This is a genomic window from Pantoea trifolii (assembly GCF_024506435.1).
GTDB lineage: Bacteria > Pseudomonadota > Gammaproteobacteria > Enterobacterales > Enterobacteriaceae > Pantoea > Pantoea trifolii.
The window spans coordinates 1,702,632-1,720,182 of the sequence record NZ_JANIET010000001.1 but is presented as its reverse complement, the minus strand read 5'-3'; the positions used below and the strand labels follow the sequence as shown (position 1 = coordinate 1,720,182).

Annotated in this window: 17 protein-coding genes; 6 read left to right on the top strand and 11 right to left on the bottom strand. The window is 56.5% G+C overall.

The window, feature by feature from the left end:
- Positions 1-157: 157 nt before the first annotated feature.
- Positions 158-1,837, top strand: coding sequence for an alpha,alpha-trehalase TreA (gene treA, locus NQH49_RS07995; protein ID WP_256696241.1), 1,680 nt, complete (start codon positions 158-160; stop codon positions 1,835-1,837).
- A 231-nt stretch (positions 1,838-2,068) separates the two neighbouring features.
- Complete coding sequence (locus NQH49_RS07990) at positions 2,069-4,168, top strand: TonB-dependent siderophore receptor (RefSeq protein WP_256696239.1); 2,100 nt, start codon at positions 2,069-2,071, stop codon at positions 4,166-4,168.
- A 63-nt stretch (positions 4,169-4,231) separates the two neighbouring features.
- Here the strand turns inward: NQH49_RS07990 and NQH49_RS07985 are convergent, their stop codons facing one another.
- Positions 4,232-4,480, bottom strand: coding sequence for a GlsB/YeaQ/YmgE family stress response membrane protein (locus NQH49_RS07985; RefSeq protein ID WP_008102737.1), 249 nt, complete (start codon positions 4,478-4,480; stop codon positions 4,232-4,234).
- A gap of 184 nt (positions 4,481-4,664) precedes the next feature.
- Between NQH49_RS07985 and NQH49_RS07980 the strand changes: the two genes are divergently transcribed.
- Positions 4,665-5,399: a flagellar brake protein gene (locus NQH49_RS07980; RefSeq protein WP_256696238.1), complete on the top strand. Its 735-nt coding sequence runs from the start codon at positions 4,665-4,667 to the stop codon at positions 5,397-5,399.
- Positions 5,400-5,466: 67 nt separating this feature from the next.
- Here the strand turns inward: NQH49_RS07980 and NQH49_RS07975 are convergent, their stop codons facing one another.
- From NQH49_RS07975 to NQH49_RS07945, 7 genes are all read right to left on the bottom strand, one after another.
- Positions 5,467-6,954: an FGGY family carbohydrate kinase gene (locus tag NQH49_RS07975; protein ID WP_256696237.1), complete on the bottom strand. Its 1,488-nt coding sequence runs from the start codon at positions 6,952-6,954 to the stop codon at positions 5,467-5,469.
- A 2-nt stretch (positions 6,955-6,956) separates the two neighbouring features.
- Positions 6,957-7,901 carry a transketolase family protein gene (locus NQH49_RS07970; protein WP_101760785.1) on the bottom strand — a complete coding sequence of 315 codons (945 nt, stop codon included), beginning with the start codon at positions 7,899-7,901 and terminating at the stop codon, positions 6,957-6,959.
- Positions 7,894-8,727 (bottom strand): transketolase, encoded by an 834-nt coding sequence (locus NQH49_RS07965; RefSeq protein ID WP_256696236.1) that lies wholly within the window; start codon positions 8,725-8,727, stop codon positions 7,894-7,896. Before NQH49_RS07965 ends, NQH49_RS07970 begins: the two co-directional genes overlap by 8 nt.
- An 88-nt stretch (positions 8,728-8,815) precedes the next feature.
- A complete protein-coding gene (locus NQH49_RS07960; protein ID WP_256696235.1) occupies positions 8,816-9,922 on the bottom strand; it encodes an ABC transporter permease in 1,107 nt (368 codons plus the stop codon).
- A 1-nt stretch (position 9,923) separates the two neighbouring features.
- On the bottom strand, positions 9,924-11,438 hold the full coding sequence (locus NQH49_RS07955) for a sugar ABC transporter ATP-binding protein (protein ID WP_110865954.1): 1,515 nt from the start codon (positions 11,436-11,438) through the stop codon (positions 9,924-9,926).
- Positions 11,435-12,049 (bottom strand): DUF2291 family protein, encoded by a 615-nt coding sequence (locus tag NQH49_RS07950; RefSeq protein ID WP_256696233.1) that lies wholly within the window; start codon positions 12,047-12,049, stop codon positions 11,435-11,437. The genes NQH49_RS07955 and NQH49_RS07950 overlap by 4 nt, the downstream gene beginning before the upstream one ends.
- Before the next feature lie 13 nt (positions 12,050-12,062).
- Positions 12,063-13,004 carry a D-ribose ABC transporter substrate-binding protein gene (locus NQH49_RS07945; RefSeq protein WP_008108193.1) on the bottom strand — a complete coding sequence of 314 codons (942 nt, stop codon included), beginning with the start codon at positions 13,002-13,004 and terminating at the stop codon, positions 12,063-12,065.
- 183 nt (positions 13,005-13,187) lie between these two features.
- Between NQH49_RS07945 and NQH49_RS07940 the strand changes: the two genes are divergently transcribed.
- On the top strand, positions 13,188-14,138 hold the full coding sequence (locus tag NQH49_RS07940; RefSeq protein ID WP_061716794.1) for a sugar-binding transcriptional regulator: 951 nt from the start codon (positions 13,188-13,190) through the stop codon (positions 14,136-14,138).
- A gap of 105 nt (positions 14,139-14,243) precedes the next feature.
- Here the strand turns inward: NQH49_RS07940 and emtA are convergent, their stop codons facing one another.
- Complete coding sequence (gene emtA / locus NQH49_RS07935; RefSeq protein WP_256696232.1) at positions 14,244-14,873, bottom strand: membrane-bound lytic murein transglycosylase EmtA; 630 nt, start codon at positions 14,871-14,873, stop codon at positions 14,244-14,246.
- A gap of 163 nt (positions 14,874-15,036) precedes the next feature.
- Between emtA and ldcA the strand changes: the two genes are divergently transcribed.
- Together ldcA and NQH49_RS07925 are read left to right on the top strand one after the other, a co-directional pair.
- The gene (ldcA, locus tag NQH49_RS07930) at positions 15,037-15,960 is read left to right on the top strand and encodes a muramoyltetrapeptide carboxypeptidase (protein WP_256696231.1); all 924 of its coding nucleotides are present in this window, start codon (positions 15,037-15,039) and stop codon (positions 15,958-15,960) included.
- A gap of 23 nt (positions 15,961-15,983) precedes the next feature.
- Positions 15,984-16,658, top strand: a complete 675-nt coding sequence (locus tag NQH49_RS07925) for an MBL fold metallo-hydrolase (protein WP_256696229.1) — start codon at positions 15,984-15,986, stop codon at positions 16,656-16,658.
- 1 nt (position 16,659) lies between these two features.
- Here NQH49_RS07925 and NQH49_RS07920 read toward each other — a convergent pair whose 3' ends face one another.
- Together NQH49_RS07920 and NQH49_RS07915 are read right to left on the bottom strand one after the other, a co-directional pair.
- Entirely contained in the window at positions 16,660-17,043 is a 384-nt protein-coding gene (locus tag NQH49_RS07920; protein WP_256696228.1) for a hypothetical protein, read from the bottom strand.
- Between the two features lie 129 nt (positions 17,044-17,172).
- Positions 17,173-17,352 carry a hypothetical protein gene (locus NQH49_RS07915; RefSeq protein ID WP_008108187.1) on the bottom strand — a complete coding sequence of 60 codons (180 nt, stop codon included), beginning with the start codon at positions 17,350-17,352 and terminating at the stop codon, positions 17,173-17,175.
- Positions 17,353-17,551: the final 199 nt, after the last annotated feature.

Genomic DNA, 17,551 nt, shown 5'->3' with positions numbered 1-17,551 from the left:
AGCAAAAACCTTAGCCTTGATGCAATTTCTCGCGTGATTAATTCCGGGCGCTTCACATTTCCACCGCTGTACGAGGCTAAGCGGTGCGATTACGACTAAAGTTGTTCGGGTGGTCAATGCGTTAGCACACCACTTTTTCGGACAAGGAGAAAAACCGATGATAAAAAATGCCGTATTCACGCCCGCGCGTCTGACCTTTTTACTCAGCGCCGCGTTGCTGGCCGCTGCCAGCGCCGCGCACGCCGATGACCAAAGCCGCATGCTCAGCAACCAGCCGCAGCCGCCAGATGTGCGTCTGGGACCGCTTTTCAATGCGGTGCAGCAGGCGAAATTTTATCCGGACCAGAAAACCTTCGCCGACGCGGTGCCGAAATCCAATCCCTCTTCGATTCTGGCCGACTGGCAGATGCAGAAAAACCAGCGCAACTTCGATCTCAAGCATTTTGTCGACAGCAATTTTACGCTGCCAAAAGAGGGAGACAAATATGTGCCGCCCGCCGGGCAAAGCCTGCGCGAGCACATCAACGGTTTGTGGCCGGTGCTGACACGTACCGCGCAAAGTGCCAGCCAGTATGATTCGCTGCTGCCGCTGCCAAAACCTTATGTGGTGCCGGGCGGCCGGTTCCGCGAAGTCTATTACTGGGACAGCTACTTCACCATGCTCGGCCTGGCGGAGAGCGGTCACTGGGATCGCGTGGAGGATATGGTGGATAACTTCGCCACCGAACTCGATAAATATGGCCATATCCCCAACGGTAACCGCAGCTACTATCTCAGCCGCTCGCAGCCGCCGTTCTTTAGCCTGATGGTTGACCTGCTGGCAACGCACAAAGGCGACGATGTCTATCGCCAATACCTGCCGCAGCTGCAGAAAGAGTACGATTACTGGATGGCGGACAGCGACAAAGTGGCGGCCGGCCAGGCCAGCAAACGCGTGATTAAACTCAGCGACGGTACGCTGCTTAACCGTTACTGGGACGATCGTGATGCGCCGCGTACCGAATCCTGGCTTGATGACGTTAACACCGCGAATAAAGCGCCGGAGCGTAATAAGCAGCAGGTTTATCGCGATTTGCGTGCAGGCGCGGCATCAGGCTGGGATTTCAGTTCGCGCTGGTTCACTGATGCGCACAATCTGGCGTCGATTCGTACCACGCAACTGGCGCCGGTCGATCTCAACAGCCTGATTTTCCACCTCGAACAGACATTGTCTAAAGCGTCCAAACTGGATAAGCAGGATGACAAAGCCAAACAGTTCGCGGCGGATGCCGAAAAACGTCAGGCGGCGATCAATCGCTATCTTTGGGATGACAAAAAAGGCTGGTACGCCGATTACGATTTCCAGAAGAAGCAGGTTCATTCGCAGCTGACCGCCGCCACGCTGTTCCCGCTCTATATGCAGGTGGCTAGCGATAAGCAAGCTGAGCGCACCGCTTCCGCTGTTGAAAAACAGCTACTGAAACCGGGCGGTCTGGTGACCACCACGGTGAATAACGGCCAGCAATGGGATGCGCCAAACGGCTGGGCGCCGCTGCAATGGGTGGCGGTGGAAGGTCTTGAGCATTACAAACAGCCGAAACTGGCGCAGCAGATTGGTCAGCGCTTCCTGCAGAACGTGCAGGCCACCTACGACAAGGAGCATAAGCTGGTCGAGAAATATGTGGTTGAAGGCGCGCAGTTGGGTGGCGGTGGCGGTGGCGAATATCCGCTGCAGGATGGCTTCGGCTGGACCAACGGCGTGACGCTGAAGCTGCTGGATAAGTACTGTCCGAAAGACAAAACCTGTAATAACGCCGGCGATATCCCGAATATGCCGGTTTTGAGTAGCGCGAAGTAACGTTTTTCCTGGTCAATACGTAGCCGTCGCAGGGTCGCCATTTATGGCGACCATTAACCGATGCGCGCATTAATGCGCACCCTACAGCCTCATATCGAATTTCGTCCTGCCTGTGCATTTTCCTCACACCCCATTTACAACAACCTCACATCTTGAAACATCCGCCACAAAAGATAATAATTCTCAATCTAATATCGATAGCTATTCCCATTAAAATATCAGGAACCTCTCATGACCTCGCTGTTTACCCTTAACCGTGGCCGCGTTTTGTGCACGCTTGCGCTGGCTTTACCCGCTGCAAGCTTCGCCGAAGAGTCGCTCGTCGTCACGGCGCAACCGCAAGAGAGCGCCACCTCGCCGACGCAGGGCTATCTCGCCACGCGCAGCAGCGGCGCCAGCAAAAGCGATCAACCGCTGATTACCACGCCGCAGTCAATCTCGGTAGTGACACGTCAGCAGATGGAAGATCAGGGCGCGCAGGATCTCAACCAGGCGCTGGGTTACACGCCAGGGGTGTTCACCAACTTCGGCGGGGCCGCCACGCGTTACGACACCATCGCGCTGCGTGGTTTCCACGGCGGCGATGTCGACAACACCTTCCTCGATGGCCTGCGCGTGATGAGTGACGGCGGCAGCTTCAACATCCTGCAGGTGGACAACTGGTTCCTTGATCGCATTGATGTGATCAAAGGTCCCTCCTCCGCGCTTTACGGCCAAACGGTGCCGGGCGGATTAGTGAACATGGTGAGCAAGCGTCCGCAGTTTGCCGAAGAGGGCCACTTCCGCCTGTCGAGCGGCACCAACGCCACCAACAGCGCTGCCTTTGATTACTCCAACGCCATCAACGATCAGTGGGCATTTCGCTTAACCGGCATCACGCGCAACAGTGATACGCAGTACGATCACACCCGCGAAGAGAAATATGCGATTTCGCCACAGCTGATGTGGCAGCCAAGTGAAGATACCAACTTAGTGCTGCGCGCCTACCTGCAGAAAGATCCCTCAGGCGGCTATCACGGTTCGGTACCGGCGGAAGGCACGCTTTACAGCCATAACGGCCGCAAGTTGAGCGACAGTTTCTACGAAGGCGACAGTTCGCTCGATCAGTTCAAACGTCGCGAGCAGATTTACAGCTATGACTTCTCACATCGCTTCAACGAAGTCTGGTCGGTGTACTCCACCGGCAGTTACAGCCACTCGAATACCGATCTCGATCAGGTTTATCAGATTGGCTGGAACGCAACGAATCCTGACCTGCTGAACCGCTACTACTCCGGCGAGCGTTCATCACTGAGCGCATGGGCGAATGACAACCGCTTGCAGGCCGATTTTGCTACCGGCGCGGTGCAGCATCGCGTGACGCTGGGCGCGGAATACCATCGCTATAAAAATGACATCACCAAAGCCAGCGGTGCCGCCAGCGCGCTGAATGCGTGGAGCGGCGAAGAAGTGGGCATCATGCCGGACTTCGACTGGACATCGCAGACGCGCCGCTACTATCAAACCGGTTTATATCTGCAGGATGAGTTGCAGCTTGATCGCTGGCATCTGGATTTGTCGGGACGTTATGACCGCATTGTGTCGGAAAACGGCACCAGCCGTCGTCAGGACGATCACATCAGCGGCCGCGCCGCGCTGCTGTATGCCTTCGAGAACGGCATCTCGCCTTATGTCAGCTGGAGCCAGGCAATAACGCCGGCTTCCTTGACCGATCCTTTCGGCAATCAGCTAAAACCGACCACCTCAGAGCAGTATGAAGCGGGCGTGAAATATCAGCCGCTGGGCACGCGCGATATGTACTCAATCGCGCTGTACGATTTGACCCAGGACGATGTCGCCAACCGTAACGTGCTGGACGGCACTTACACGCCGTCGGGTAAAGTGCATTCGCAGGGCATTGAACTTGAGGCGCGTAATCAGCTGACGTCGCGTTTTAGCACCATCGCCGGCTACACGCTGAATCATCTGCGCTTTAAAGATTCGGTGGACGGTAACGATGGCCATACGCCATATGTCACGCCGAATAGCATGGCATCGTTGTGGGGACATTATCAGTTTGACTACGGCTTGAGCGCTGGCGCCGGTGTGCGCTATATCGGCAAACAGTGGGCGGATAACGAGAACACCACACGTCTGCCATCCGTGACGCTGTTTGATGCGTCGGTTCGCGCCGATCTTGGCGCATGGAACTCACAGCTGAAAGGCGCCTGGCTGCAGGTGAATGCCAACAACCTGACCGATAAGACGTATCTGGCCGCCTGTTACGGCACCGGTTACTGCTATCGCGGTGCCGAGCGTACGGTCATGGCTACGGTGGGCTACGACTTTTAATCAGGCATAAAAAAATCCGCCATCCTTTTACGGGATGGCGGATTTCATCAAATCGCTATGCTGTTAACTTCGTACTTTACGGTAAATCCACAGCACCACAATGGCACCGATCACGGCCACCACGAAGCTACCGAAGTTGAAACCGTCAACTTTACCGAAACCAAACAGGGTACTGATCCAGCCACCGACAACCGCACCTACCACACCCAGAACCACGGTGATGATAAAGCCGCCGCCATCTTTACCCGGCATAATCCACTTCGCGATAATCCCGGCAATCAGACCAAAAATAATCCATGAAAGAATACCCATGTACTGCTCCTTACGTTATTAATCAATGTGTTCACCGCCTCTAGTATAGACGGGATTTTATGATCTGCCTCGCAACTTGCCGCAGTAAATAATCGTTAGCTAACTAAAGGTTAGCGCAGCCACGCCGATAACTGACGAACAGCATTGTCAGTCGTGAATAACAATCGGATAAGTGGAGCAGGACGTGGGAGAAGCCGATAAAGAACAATACCTCAAGCGAGGCACGTTAGCGGTTTTGGGCGTGATGAAGGATCTGTTGCGTTCTCAAACCCCGTTGATGGTGAATTTTTCGCGCGGTCAGTTTATCAGCCGCATGCTGTCAGCCGATGAAGATCAGGTGATCTTTGACCTTGGCAGCAATGCGCTGGATAACGATTTAGCGCTGCAAAGTGGTGAAGTGAATATCTTTGCCGAAACGCACGGTGCCAAAGTCGAATGTAGCTTAATCGGTTTACAGCGTATCGAATTTGAAGGCTTGCCCGCTTTTGCTGCGTCGCTACCCGAACTGGTGTGGCAGATTCAACGCCGTGAGTTCTTCCGCGTCAATGCGCCGCTGGAGCCGGTTTTTTATTGCCACAGCCAGTGGCCGGATGGCAGCACTGCGCGCTTCCGCCTGCAGGACCTGTCATTGGGTGGCGTGGGCGTGCTGCTGGACGAAGCGCTGCCAGAAGGCCTTAATCGCGGCGATACCTTTAAAAAGCTGCGCGTGGATTTGGCTGAATACGGTCACTTCGAGGTGACAGCACAGCTGCTGCACATTGGTGAACGCACCGTAGTGACCAGCAAGAATGAAACCCGCGCCACTCCGCGCCTCAGCTTCCGCTTTACCGCCATCGAGCCGATTCAGGAACGCCAGCTGCAGCAGGTGATTTTTGCGCTGGAACGTCTGGCGCGTGATAAAGCCAACCGTTTCCAGTAAGTCCATCATTCGTAGGGTCGCCATTCATGGCGACCACTCCCCCCAGATTTGCACAAAACCGCACCCATCAATGCGGCTGATAACGGCAACGCGCCACCGCATCCAGCCAGCCGTGATAATTCTCCTGCATGCTTTTCGCCTGATCTTCACGCGGCGTGATCACGCTGCCGCCCTGTAACGCCTGCATCTCACTGCCCTGCTGCCACCAGCCTAAGCTGCGGCCCGCTAATAGCGCGGCGCCCAGCGCTGAAACTTCGGGCGTCGGTACGCGTTTCAGTGGCCGCTGCAACACATCGGCCTGCATCTGCATCAACCAGCCGTTTTCCGTGGCGCTGCCATCCACGCACAGCGCAGGAAGTTGTACGCCGCTGGCCTGCTCCATGGCGAAAAACACATCGGCGATCTGGAAAGTGATCGATTCCAACGCCACGCGCGCCAGCACTTCCGGCGTTGCCGCATCGGTCAAACCACACACCATGCCGCGCGCTTTCAAGTCCCACCAGGGCGCGCCGAGGCCAGAGAGCGCCGGTACAAAATAGATGCCCTGATTGTGTTCGCTGCGCTGCGCCAGCGCGGTGAGTTCTCGTGGATCCTTGATGCCCAGCATGCGGCCCAGCCACGCCGCGCCGGAACCGGTGTGGGTAATGTTGCCTTCAAAGGCATAGCGCAACGTGCCGTCGTGCCACGCCACCGTGGTGCTAAGGCCATTTTCCGTCAGTAGCGGCGTTGCCATCGACATCATCAGTGACGAACCGGTGCCGTACGTGGCTTTGACCACCTCTTCGCTGCCACTGCGCTGCGCTTGCAGCGCGGCGTGCGAATCGCCGATGCGCGACAAAATCGGTGTGCCGGGCGCTAAACCGGGCATATCGTTACGTGTCACCACACCTTGCGCGCTGGCCGAGGGCACAATCTGCGGCAGCGCCGCGCGGGGAATATGGAACAGCGCCAGCAGTTCATCATCCCAGTCGCCGCTGTGCAGGTTGTAAAGCTGGGTGCGCGCCGCATTGGCATGATCGGTGACAAAGCTTTCGCCGCCGCTCAGTTGCCAGCTCAGCCAGCTGTCCACGGTGCCGATACAGAGTTCACCGGCTTGCGCGCGAGAAAATCCGTTCGGTAGCGCGGCCAGCATGCCGGTGAGCTTACCGGCTGGAAACATCGGATCAACCGCCAATCCGGTAAGCCCGGTGATGCGCGGCGCTTTACCCGCCACACGCAAATCGCGGCAAAACGCCTCCGAGCGGCGATCCTGCCAGCTAACCAGCGGCGTCAGCGGCTGACCGTTATGGCGCTGCCAGATCAGCACCGATTCGCGCTGGTTGCTGATCGCCACGGCCGCAACTTGCGCACCCGCACACTGCGCCAGACAATCGCTCACCGCTTGTTTCACCGCCTGCCAAATCGCCAGTGGATCCTGCTCCGCCAGGCCCGGCTGCGGATGCTCCAGCGTCAACGGCTGGCTGCCGCGCGCCACCACCTTCCCGGCACGATCGACCGCTATCGCTTTTGCGTTGGTGGTGCCTTCATCAATTGCCAGTATCACCGAACCTGCCATCTTTACGCTCCTGCACAGATGCGCGCTGCACTCTTCACTACGCTGGCGGCATCAATGCCATGTCGGGCACGGGTTGAGGCGCGATCGCCCGCAATCGCGTATTCGCCATCGGGGATACCCAAACGCAGCAGCGGGATGCCACAGCCCCCTTCCGCCAGCACTTCTGCCACCAGGCTGCCGACGCCGCCGTTGACGTTGTGTTCTTCCACGGTAATGACCGCTGGATAGTGATTTAACAGCTCGCGCAGCTGTTGGGTATCACAAGGTCGAATCGATGGAATGCTGATCACACCTGCTGTAATGCCTTGCTCATGCAGTTGCTCGGCGGCGTGAACCACCTCGTGAACTGTCGAGCCCATCGCCACCAGCACAATGTCATGACCTTCACGTAAAACGTCGATTTGGCCGGGACGGAATTGATAGTTCTCATCGTGCAGCTGCGGCAGATCTTTACCATCCAGACGGATATACACCGGTCCAACATGCGCCAGCGCATACTCAATAATCTGACGACACTCCAGCGGGCAGGATGGCGCATAAATTTCGATGTTGCCGAAGCCGCGCATCACCGCAATGTCGTCGATGCTGTGATGGGTGCTGGCGAGTGGACCGTAGCTGGCACCGGCATTCAGGCCAAACAGTTTGACGTTAGTGTTGTTGTAGCAGACGTCGACTTTAACCTGCTCATTGGCGCGGGAAACCAGGAACGGCGCAGCGTTACAGGTTACGGCCACTTTACCGCCAATCGCCAGGCCGGCGGCGGTGCCCACCAGCGTTTGTTCGGCGATACCGACGTTAATCAGCCGGTCGGGAAAGGCTTTGATAAAGGGCGCAATTTTGGCGGTTGAGGTGGAATCGGCCACCACCGGCACTAAATCGACGCCGCGATTAACCGCATCAATAAATGCCTCGACCATTACCGTCGCCAGGTGTTTTGCATTACTCATCTTTCAACTCCTCCAGTGCCAACTCAATCTCTTCCCCTTTCGGCACGCGGTGATGCCACTCCGGTTTGCCCTGAATAAAGGAGATGCCGAAGCCTTTTTCGGTGTGCGCCACAATCACCTGTGGCTTGCCGCTGTTACGCGGCAGGTTTTCGATGGCTTCCACCACCGCCGCCATGTCATTGCCGTTGCACTCGCTCACCGCCAGACCAAAGGCGCGCCATTTATCCGGCAACGGATCGGTGTTCATGATGTCGCGCGTGTGGCCCGCCAGCTGCAGCTTGTTCTTATCGTTGATGATCACCAGGTTATCGAGACCGTAATGCGCCGCCACCAGCGCGGCTTCCCAGTTGCTGCCTTCCGCCAGCTCACCGTCGCCGGTAACGACAAAAATACGTCGGTCGCTGTTATCTTTCTTCGCCGCCAGCGCAATGCCGACTGCCACCGGTAAACCGTGGCCCAGTGCACCGGTATTCAGCTCAACGCCAGGCGTTTTTTGGCGTACCGGGTGGCCCGGCAGATGTGAATCCGAATGCTGATAGGTCGGCAGCCATTCGGTCGGGAAGTAACCGGCTTCTGCCAGCACGCAGTAATAACCGCCCACCGCATGGCCTTTCGACTGGATATAGATGTCGCGTTGCGGATCGTTGGTGCGATCCGGCGCGCAGTTAAGAATGCGGAAATAGAGTGCGGTGAGGATCTCAACCTGTGAGAGGTCGGCACCGGTATGCCCGCCCGCCGGGCTGCCCGCATTGAGCTGAATGATGCGGCGACGCACGGCGCGCGCTTTGGCTGCCAGATCCGCTACCGAATATTTGAAAGGATTCATAGACACCTCTGAATTTTAAAGCATGGATGAATATTTATTCTTGATGGAGAAAAAAAGGTGCAGACAATCAGCGCCTGCACCCAACCGATTAACCTTTTGCCGGGCTACCGCCCTCCTCAATTAGCGCTTTCTGCGCCACCACCGCCGCTTTCTGCTGCATGCGACTCTGCATTTGGTCGATGATCACCGCCACGATAATCACGATGCCTTTGATCACCATTTGCCAGAACTCACTCACGCCCATCATGATTAAACCGTCGGCGAGAAAGCCGATCACGAAGGCACCAATCAGCGTGCCGAGAATGGTGCCGCGTCCACCGGCCAGCGAAGTGCCGCCCAGCACCACTGCGGCAATCGCGTTCATTTCAAAGGAGGTTCCGTTCGCCGGATGACTAGCCACCAGCTGAGACGAGACCACGATGCCGGCAATCGCCGCGCAGAAACCGGAGATGGCATACACCCAGATTTTCACCGACTTCACTTTCACGCCCGAAAGTTCAGCGGCGCGTTCGTTATCGCCAATCGCGTAGACCTGACGACCGAACGGCAGACGGCGTGCGACATAGGCAATCACCAGCGCCAGTAGCACCATCATCCAGATGGCCCACGGCAAACCGAGAAAATAGCCCGCGCCAATCTTGTCGAATCCGGTATTGCCGAGCATTTCATTGCCCTGCAAACCGGGGAAGGTTTCGCCGCCCGACGTGAGCATTGCCGTGCCGCGCAGGATGTACATGGTACCGAGCGTGCAGATGAACGGTGCCACGTTATAGCGCGTGATGATCCAGCCGTTTGCCGCGCCAATCAGGCCGCCAATCAGCAACACAACCGGTACGATCAGCCACACGCTGGGGAAGATGGCGATACCAAACATCGGCAGCACAATGCCTTTGGTGATCAGCCAACCGGCGATCATGCCGCACAGGCCGAGCGTGGCACCGATGGAGAGATCGATGCCCGCCGTGATGATGACAAATGTGATGCCGAGCGCGAGGAAGGCGTTAATGGCGATGTGTTTTACCATGATCACCATACTGCCCACCGCGAGGAAATCGGGCACCGTAATAGCAAAGAAGCCAACAATCAGAAACAGCGCAATAAAGGTGCGCAGTTTGAGCAGCAGCAATATCAGGCTTTCGCGTGAGTTGAACGCTTTAGCTGGCGATGCGAGCGCGAGCGCGCCGTTGTTTTTCATATCAGAACCCTTGTGCGCTTGCTTTAACCAGCGCCGCCTCTTCCGCTTCAGCGCGCGGCAGGTCAGCAGTCAATTTGCCGCCGGACATCACAATGATGCGATCGGCAACGGCCATGATCTCTTTCAAATCAGAGGTGGAAAACACCACCGCAATGCCCTGCTCCGACAGCTTCACCATCATGCGGAACACTTCGCCTTTGGCGCCGACATCGATGCCACGGCTCGGTTCATCCAGCAGCAGCAAGCGCGGATTGGTCAGCAGCGAACGACCAATCACCACCTTTTGCTGATTGCCGCCGCTCAGCGCGCTGATGGCAACATCCGGCGAGGAGATTTTGATCGCCAGATTGCCGACGGTGCTGGTCACCACTTCGCGTTCCGCCTGCTCTGAAATCACCGTGCGATGCGACAGACGTCGCCACAGGCTGGCAATGGTGAGATTGCTCGCCACCGATGAGATGGGAAAAATGCCCGAGCGTTTGCGATCTTCCGGCACCAGACTCATGCCCATGCGAATGCGTTCAGCGGTCGGCAGACGCGTCGGCAACGGTTTGCTGTCGAGCCACAGCTTGCCGAGATAGTTACGCTGCGTGCCGAGCAAACACTCAAACAGCTCGGTGCGCCCCGCGCCCATCAACCCGTAAATGCCGACGATTTCACCGGAACGCACCTGGAAGCTGACATCATCCACCAGCGTGTTGCCGTTCGGACTGACGCAGGTGATGTGTTCGGCTTCCAGCACCGGCGCACCGAACTGGCGATCCGGCGGCAGAAAGGTGCCCACCGGTTCGCTGCCCAGCATTTCGCGTACGATCCACGGCACGTCGATATCGCTGACCTGCGCTTCGGCTTGAAAACGCCCGTCGCGCAGAATGGTGATCACATCGCCAATCGCCATCAGTTCTTCGAGCCGATGCGAGATATAGATGATAGAAACGCCCTGACGCGTCAGTTCGCGGATCACCCGAAACAGGATCTCCACTTCGGTTTTGCTCAGCGCCGAGGTCGGTTCATCGAGGATCAGAATGTCGGCGTCCTCCGCCAGCGCTTTGGCGATCTCCACCAGCTGCTGCTGGCCAACCTTCAGGCTGCCCACCTTCTCATCCGGTGAAATCGGCTGATCGAGGCGCTGCATCAAGGCGGCGGTGCGGCGTTTCTGCTCGGCTTCATTGATGGGCCGAATGCCACTCTGAATTTCGCGGCCGAGGAAAATGTTCTCCGCCACGCTGAGATTCTCAAACAGATTGAGTTCCTGATGCACCATACCAATGCCGTGGCGCGCAGCGTCTCGCGTGCTGTGAAACGCCACTTTGTTGCCATTGAGGAACATCTCACCGCTGGTCGGCTGCTGCACGCCGGCAAGAATCTTCATCAGCGTCGATTTCCCCGCGCCGTTCTCGCCGATGATGACGTTGACTTTGCCGCGCCACACGCGGTAATCCACACGATCCAGCGCTAAGGTGCCGGGGAACAGCATCGACATCTGATTGGCTTGCAGAATGATCTCATCGCTCATTTTGGATTCCCCTGCTGCAGCTGCACCGCCACCACATCTTCCACTGTGCCCGCGCCCATGCTGACGGCAAGCAGCGCTTGCGCCGGTTTGCCCACCCAGCTGGCATCCACCGCTGGCAGCTGTTTCACCGCATGGCGATTCAGTGCTTTGGTGAGTTGCGCGTATTGCACCTGATTGGTGAACTCTTCAAAGCGGAAACCGGCCGCATCGCGTATGGCGTTGCCGCGCAGCACCGGACCAATCGACACTTTCACCGGTTTGCCGTTGATGGTCATGGTGAGGCTGCGTTCCCGATCGTTGCTGTTATCAAATGCCGTCACCGTGCCCGCAGCGCGCACAAACACGCTTTCGCTGCCGCCGGCTTTGACGGTATGGCTTTTGGTTTCCATATCTGCCCAGCTCAGCGCCTGCTTCTCAGCCGGTTGCTGCACGCGGCTGGCCCAGCTTGATTCCGCAATCTGCTGCGGCGTTTGATCGCTGTAGCCCGGTTTGGCGTTGGGATCTTTCGGCATGATGGGTTTGCCGTCGGCATCCAGATCCACCACGGTGCAGGCGGCTAACATCAGCGTCAGCAGCGCCACCAGCATGCCGCTCAGCGCTTTCCCCTTCATGCCGACCTCCATGTTATTGCGCCAGCTTGAAGGTTTTCAGCTTCGAGGCGTTGCTGTCGTCAATCAGCACGCAATCCATCAGCTGCTTCTCCTCTTTCTGCGCTTTGCCGTTCTTCAGGTAGTAATCCACCTGCTCAACGGCCATCTGCGCCTGATCCCAGCCCGGCTGCAGCACGGTGGCTTTGATGTTGCCTTTATTAAGGATGGAGTCGCGGGTGTAATCGCTGCCGTCGAAGCCGACCACAATCACATTGGTTTTGCCCGCCGCTTTCAGCGCGGCTTCCGCACCAAGCGCCATGGTGTCGTTACCGGAGATCACGCCAACGATATTCGGGTTCTTCTGCAGGATGGTTTCCATGCGGCTGAAGGCTTCGGTCTGGCTCCAGTTGGCACTCTGCTGCGCCACCATTTTTAGATCGGGATAATCATCCAGCACGTCGTGATAGCCCTGCGAACGCACGCCCGCATTGGTATCCGACTCTTTACCCAGCAGCTCGACGTAATCCCCTTTACCGTTCAGCAGCTTGGCGAACTTCTCGGCACCGAGCTGTGCGCCTTGGTAGTTGTTGGAGACAATTTGCGCCACGGCAATGCCGGTTTTGTTGATTTCGCGGTCAATCAGGAAGGTAGGAATGCCGGCATCTTTGGCTTTTTGCACCGGGCCAACCGTGGCATCCGCACCGGCGTTATCGAGGATGATGGCTTTGGCTTTGCGCGCGATGGCGGTTTCGATTAGCTGGTTTTGCTTATTCACGTCATCATCGTGTGAGGCTACCAGCGTGGTGTAACCGAGCGCTTTGGCTTTTTCCTGCGCGCCATCGGCTTCCGCTTTAAAGAACGGGTTGTCATGTGATGGCGTAATGATGGCCAGCAACCCCTTATCCGCCGCCAGCGACGCCGCCGAGATCATCATGATTGAAGCAAGTAGAGAGACTTTGAGGACAGAGGCTTTCATTTGTTATCTCCGATTGAATATATATTCAATTGCGATTTTATATGCATAATGACTATGCGCTGGCTTTCCGAGCACGTCCATTGCCCGATCCTCAAAAAGCGAAAACGATCACAAAATGTTCTGCGTTGTTATTTATGACAGGCTGATTAACAATACCAGGCAGGTTAAGAGAGAGAAAAAACCATGGCAAAACAGGATGAACAGCGGCTGATGGTGAAAATCGCCACGCTTTATTATGTGGAAGGCAGGAAGCAGTCCGACATTGCGCAGCTGCTGAAGCTGTCGCAATCCTTTGTGTCGCGCATCCTCAATCGCAGCGTGAAAGAAGGTGTGGTGAAGATCAGCGTAGTGCCGCCGGCCAATGTGTTCCCTGAGCTGGAAAAAGCCATTGAGCAGCTCTATCAACTGCCGCAGGTGATTGTGGTGGATGTGCCGGACCAGGCGTCGGCGTTGCAGATTAAACAGGCGATTGGTTCCGCCGCCGCGCACTATCTGGAAACACGAGTACGCGCCGATGAGCTGATTGGCATTTCATCCTGGAGCGGCACGATTCGCGCGATGGTGGATGCGCTGCATCCGCTGAGCGCGCCATGCAAAGGGGTGATTCAGCTGCTGGGCGGCGTGGGCGCCAACGGCAACGTGCAGGCCACGATTTTGACGCAGAATCTGGCGGCGCTGCTGGATTGCCCGGCGTGGCTGCTGCCGTCGCAGTCGATTGAGCATTCAGTGCAGGATCGCCAGCGTTTGTCGGTGAATCCCGATGTCGCGGTGGTACTGGAAAAGTTTGATCAGGTGGATCTGGCGATTGTCGGCATTGGCGATCTCGAGCCTTCCGCCCTGCTGCGCAACTCCGGCAACTATTACGACGGTGAGATGCTGCAAACGCTGGCCGAGCGCGGCGCAGTGGGCGATATCTGCCTGCACTATTTCGATGCTGATGGTCAGCCGGTGCTGAGCGCAGAGGAAGATCCGGTAATTGGCATGGAGCTGGCGCAGGTAAAACGCTGTCCGCAGGTGGTGGCGTTAGCGGGTGGCAAAGAGAAAGCGCAGGCGATTCGCGGGGCGTTGCGCGGCGGTTATGTGCAGGTGTTGATTGTGGATTATCCGACGGCGAGATTATTGGTAGAGGGTTAGTTTGGTGGGGTATTGGCAAGGTCGCCCTGATGGTGGGGTTGTTGATAAGGTGGCCATGATGGTGCGGTTATTGGCAAGGTCGCCATGAATGGCGACCCTACGTCATCAACCGATGGTGCGGTAGGCGGTGGTGACTTTCCACAAATAACGCGGGGCCTGCGCCGCCGGATGCTTGTTCTGTATGTGCTGGTAAAACTCGTCCGGCGTCATGGCGTTGATCATCGCAATCGCACGATCGCGGTCACGCGAGAAGGTACGCAGCAAGGCACCGGCACCGTTGGCGTAGGAAACAATGGTGGCGTAACGCAGCGTCAACGGATCGCGAATCCCGGCTAATGCGGAGTCCTGCAAAATTTTCAGGTAGGCGGCGCCGATATCGATGTTCTTCGCCGGATCGCGCAGCTCGGAAGAGGATGGCTGACCATGGCGGCCCTGGGTGCGATATACTTCGCGGCCTGCCGTCGAAGCCTTAATTTGCATCAGACCGACCGCATTGGAACGGCTCACCACGGTGGGATTGCCTCCGGATTCGACACTAATAATGGCGCTGATTAACTTCTCATCAACGCCATAATGACTGGCGGCATCTTCGGTAAACATTGACCATGCATCATTCACTTTCGACGGCGGTGCCTGGGTCAAAGGCGTATTCTTCTCGGGCAGTGCCGGTTTTTCCGGCTCGCTTGAACAGCCAGCAAGCAGCAGTGCAGAAAGCATAAGTAGGCGAATTTTCACTGATTTTTGGTTCCGCAATAGGGTTGGCGCAAGCTATCATACCTGGCGCAGCGCGATGCAAAATTACCGTTTATCCTAAATCGGTTAAAAACCTTATGCTACCGTGACTTCGATAACGCATTTCGTCATCATCGGCAGGCCACTCTACAGCAGGATGGAAGTTATGGTTACTCCCCGCACGCTACGTCTTATCGCCCCTTCCGGCTATTGCCACAATCAGGATGCCGCCCAACGCGCAGTGCATCGTTTACAGGCCGCAGGCCATCATCTTGAGAATCTTTCTGCCATCACCCGCCGCTTTCAACGCTTTGCTGGTGAGGATGCACAGCGGCTGAATGATATCAATGCGCTGGCTACACTGGAGGCGCTGCCTGATATCGTGCTGGCGGTGCGTGGCGGTTATGGCGCTTCACGCTTGTTGGATAAGATCGATTACGTGGGTCTGCAACGTCGATTGCTCAATCAACCGTTAGCGCTGTGCGGCCACAGCGATTTCACCGCGCTGCAGCTGGCAATGCTGGCGCAAATCGGCCTGATTACCTTCAGCGGTCCGATGCTGGCCGGTAACTTCGGTGCAGAGGCATTATCTGATTTTACCGAGTCGCACTTTTGGCAAACGCTAACTTCACCTACAGTCAATCTAAGCTGGCCGAGCACAAGCCCGGATCATGGCCGCTGGCAAGGCACCTTATGGGGCGGCAATTTAGCGATGATCTGCTCACTGATTGGTACGCCGTGGATGCCACAAATTGAAGGTGGCATTCTGGTAATTGAAGATGTGAACGAACATCCGTTCCGCATCGAGCGCATGCTGATTCAGCTGCAGCAGAGTGGCATTTTATCGCGACAGCAAGCGATTATTACCGGCAGCTTCACCAGCACTTCGCTGTCGGCGTATGATAACGGTTTTGATTTTGCCACCGTGTGGCAGCGCATCCGTGACGAGTTTCAGATTCCGGTGATCACCGATCTGGCTTTTGGACACGATGCCGATACCGTGACGCTGCCGCTGGGTGCCAGCGCCACGTTGCAGATTGAGAAGGGAGAAGCACAGTTCGCCTTCACCGGCCACCCGACATTGCGCTAACGTGTTGCCGCAGGAGACCGACAATGAAGCCACTGTATGACGATTTGTGGATCTCCACGCCAGAATTCCCCGCTGAAGAGACGGCAAGTGATCTAATGATGCATGGCTTTATGCTGTGCCACCCCCGCGGCAATTTATTGATTGGTCGCGTGGAGCATCCGCTCGATCATGAATTCCTCAACGATGCCGGCGGCGTGATTCGCCACTATTTGACCCACTGGCATGAAGCCGCGCCGGGCGCGATCGCCATTCAGCAGCGCTTTAATAGCGCGCTCTATTGCCACAGTCGTTCGCTGGGGCCGGTAAGTTTAGTGATTGAACCTGACGAAACCTTTACCCAGCAAGAGACGCACTTCGGCGATTTTCACCTGTTGCCGACGCCCGGACATACGCCTGGCAGCAGCAGCTACCTCTATCACTCGCCGCTCGGCCAGACTTATCTGTTTGTCGGCGATACGTTGACCCGCGACTATAACCGCTGGATCAGCGTGCTGATGCCAGACAGCAATCCCACCGAACTGCAGCAGTCGCTGGAGCTTTATCGCTCATTGCGTCCCGATGTGGTGTTGATGAGCACCACGCGCGGACATCTGTCGTGGGCCAAGGTGAATTTGCAGAGCTGGCTGGCAGCCATCGATGAGGCGGAACAGTCACCGCTGGATTTGCGCCAGCGGCAACTGATCAAACCAGGATATTAACTCACGAGTTTGGACGCGTGCTGTCGTCGTAGCGTTCCAGCGACAGAATCTGTGCATCGCGCTTATCGGTACGGCTACAGGGCAACAGCTTGCTGCTGTTGGCGTAGACGAAGAAGGTTTCATCGTTCTTTTTATTCACGATTAACTGATCGCCATTACGAAAACGGGTGATGGCAACTTTGTCACCGCCTTTCAGGCTGGTGCGCTGCTGCCCGGCAGCGATCTGGAAGTGACGCGTTGGCCACATTAAGGTACTCAAACCATACTCGGCACGCGATACCGTCATGGTGGGACGGCCGGGACAGGTAATTTGGTATTCGGTTTCGCTCCAGGCGGGGGCAATCTGACAAGCCAGCACGCCAACAGCCATGACTATCGCCTTCATTAGGTTCTCCGCTGAGGTTAAATGATGATTACGTGGAGAGATGGGCTTTGCTACTGCATTCCATGAACGTTATCTAACAGCAGCAAAGCCTGGTACATCAAACGTGGCGAGATTTCGCAGGAGCAAGTACTACTCAGCGGCCACTTGCGCCGCGACCAACATCAATGCCAGCCCGGCCTCTTCGGCTTCAAAACGCTGCATCACTTCCTGAATGGCCGCTACGCAGTTCATGACCTGCTTCTTTTTGTCGGCTTCTAATTTGTCGATCGCGTGCTGAAGAATCATTAAACTCGCTTCTTCTTCTTTCATTAATTTACCCTTGCTTTGCTTACCTGGTGCGCAACGCTGGCAAGAATACCGTTTCTCTGCTAGTAAAGTCACCCCTTTACATTCCTTCCGCTTAACGATTATACAAATGACAAATGGGAAGCAGCGTCAGACCTGCTATGATCCACTTATCAGTACGCATTGGCGTGCCATTGCAAACCAGGGAATGAAGCAGGTGCTC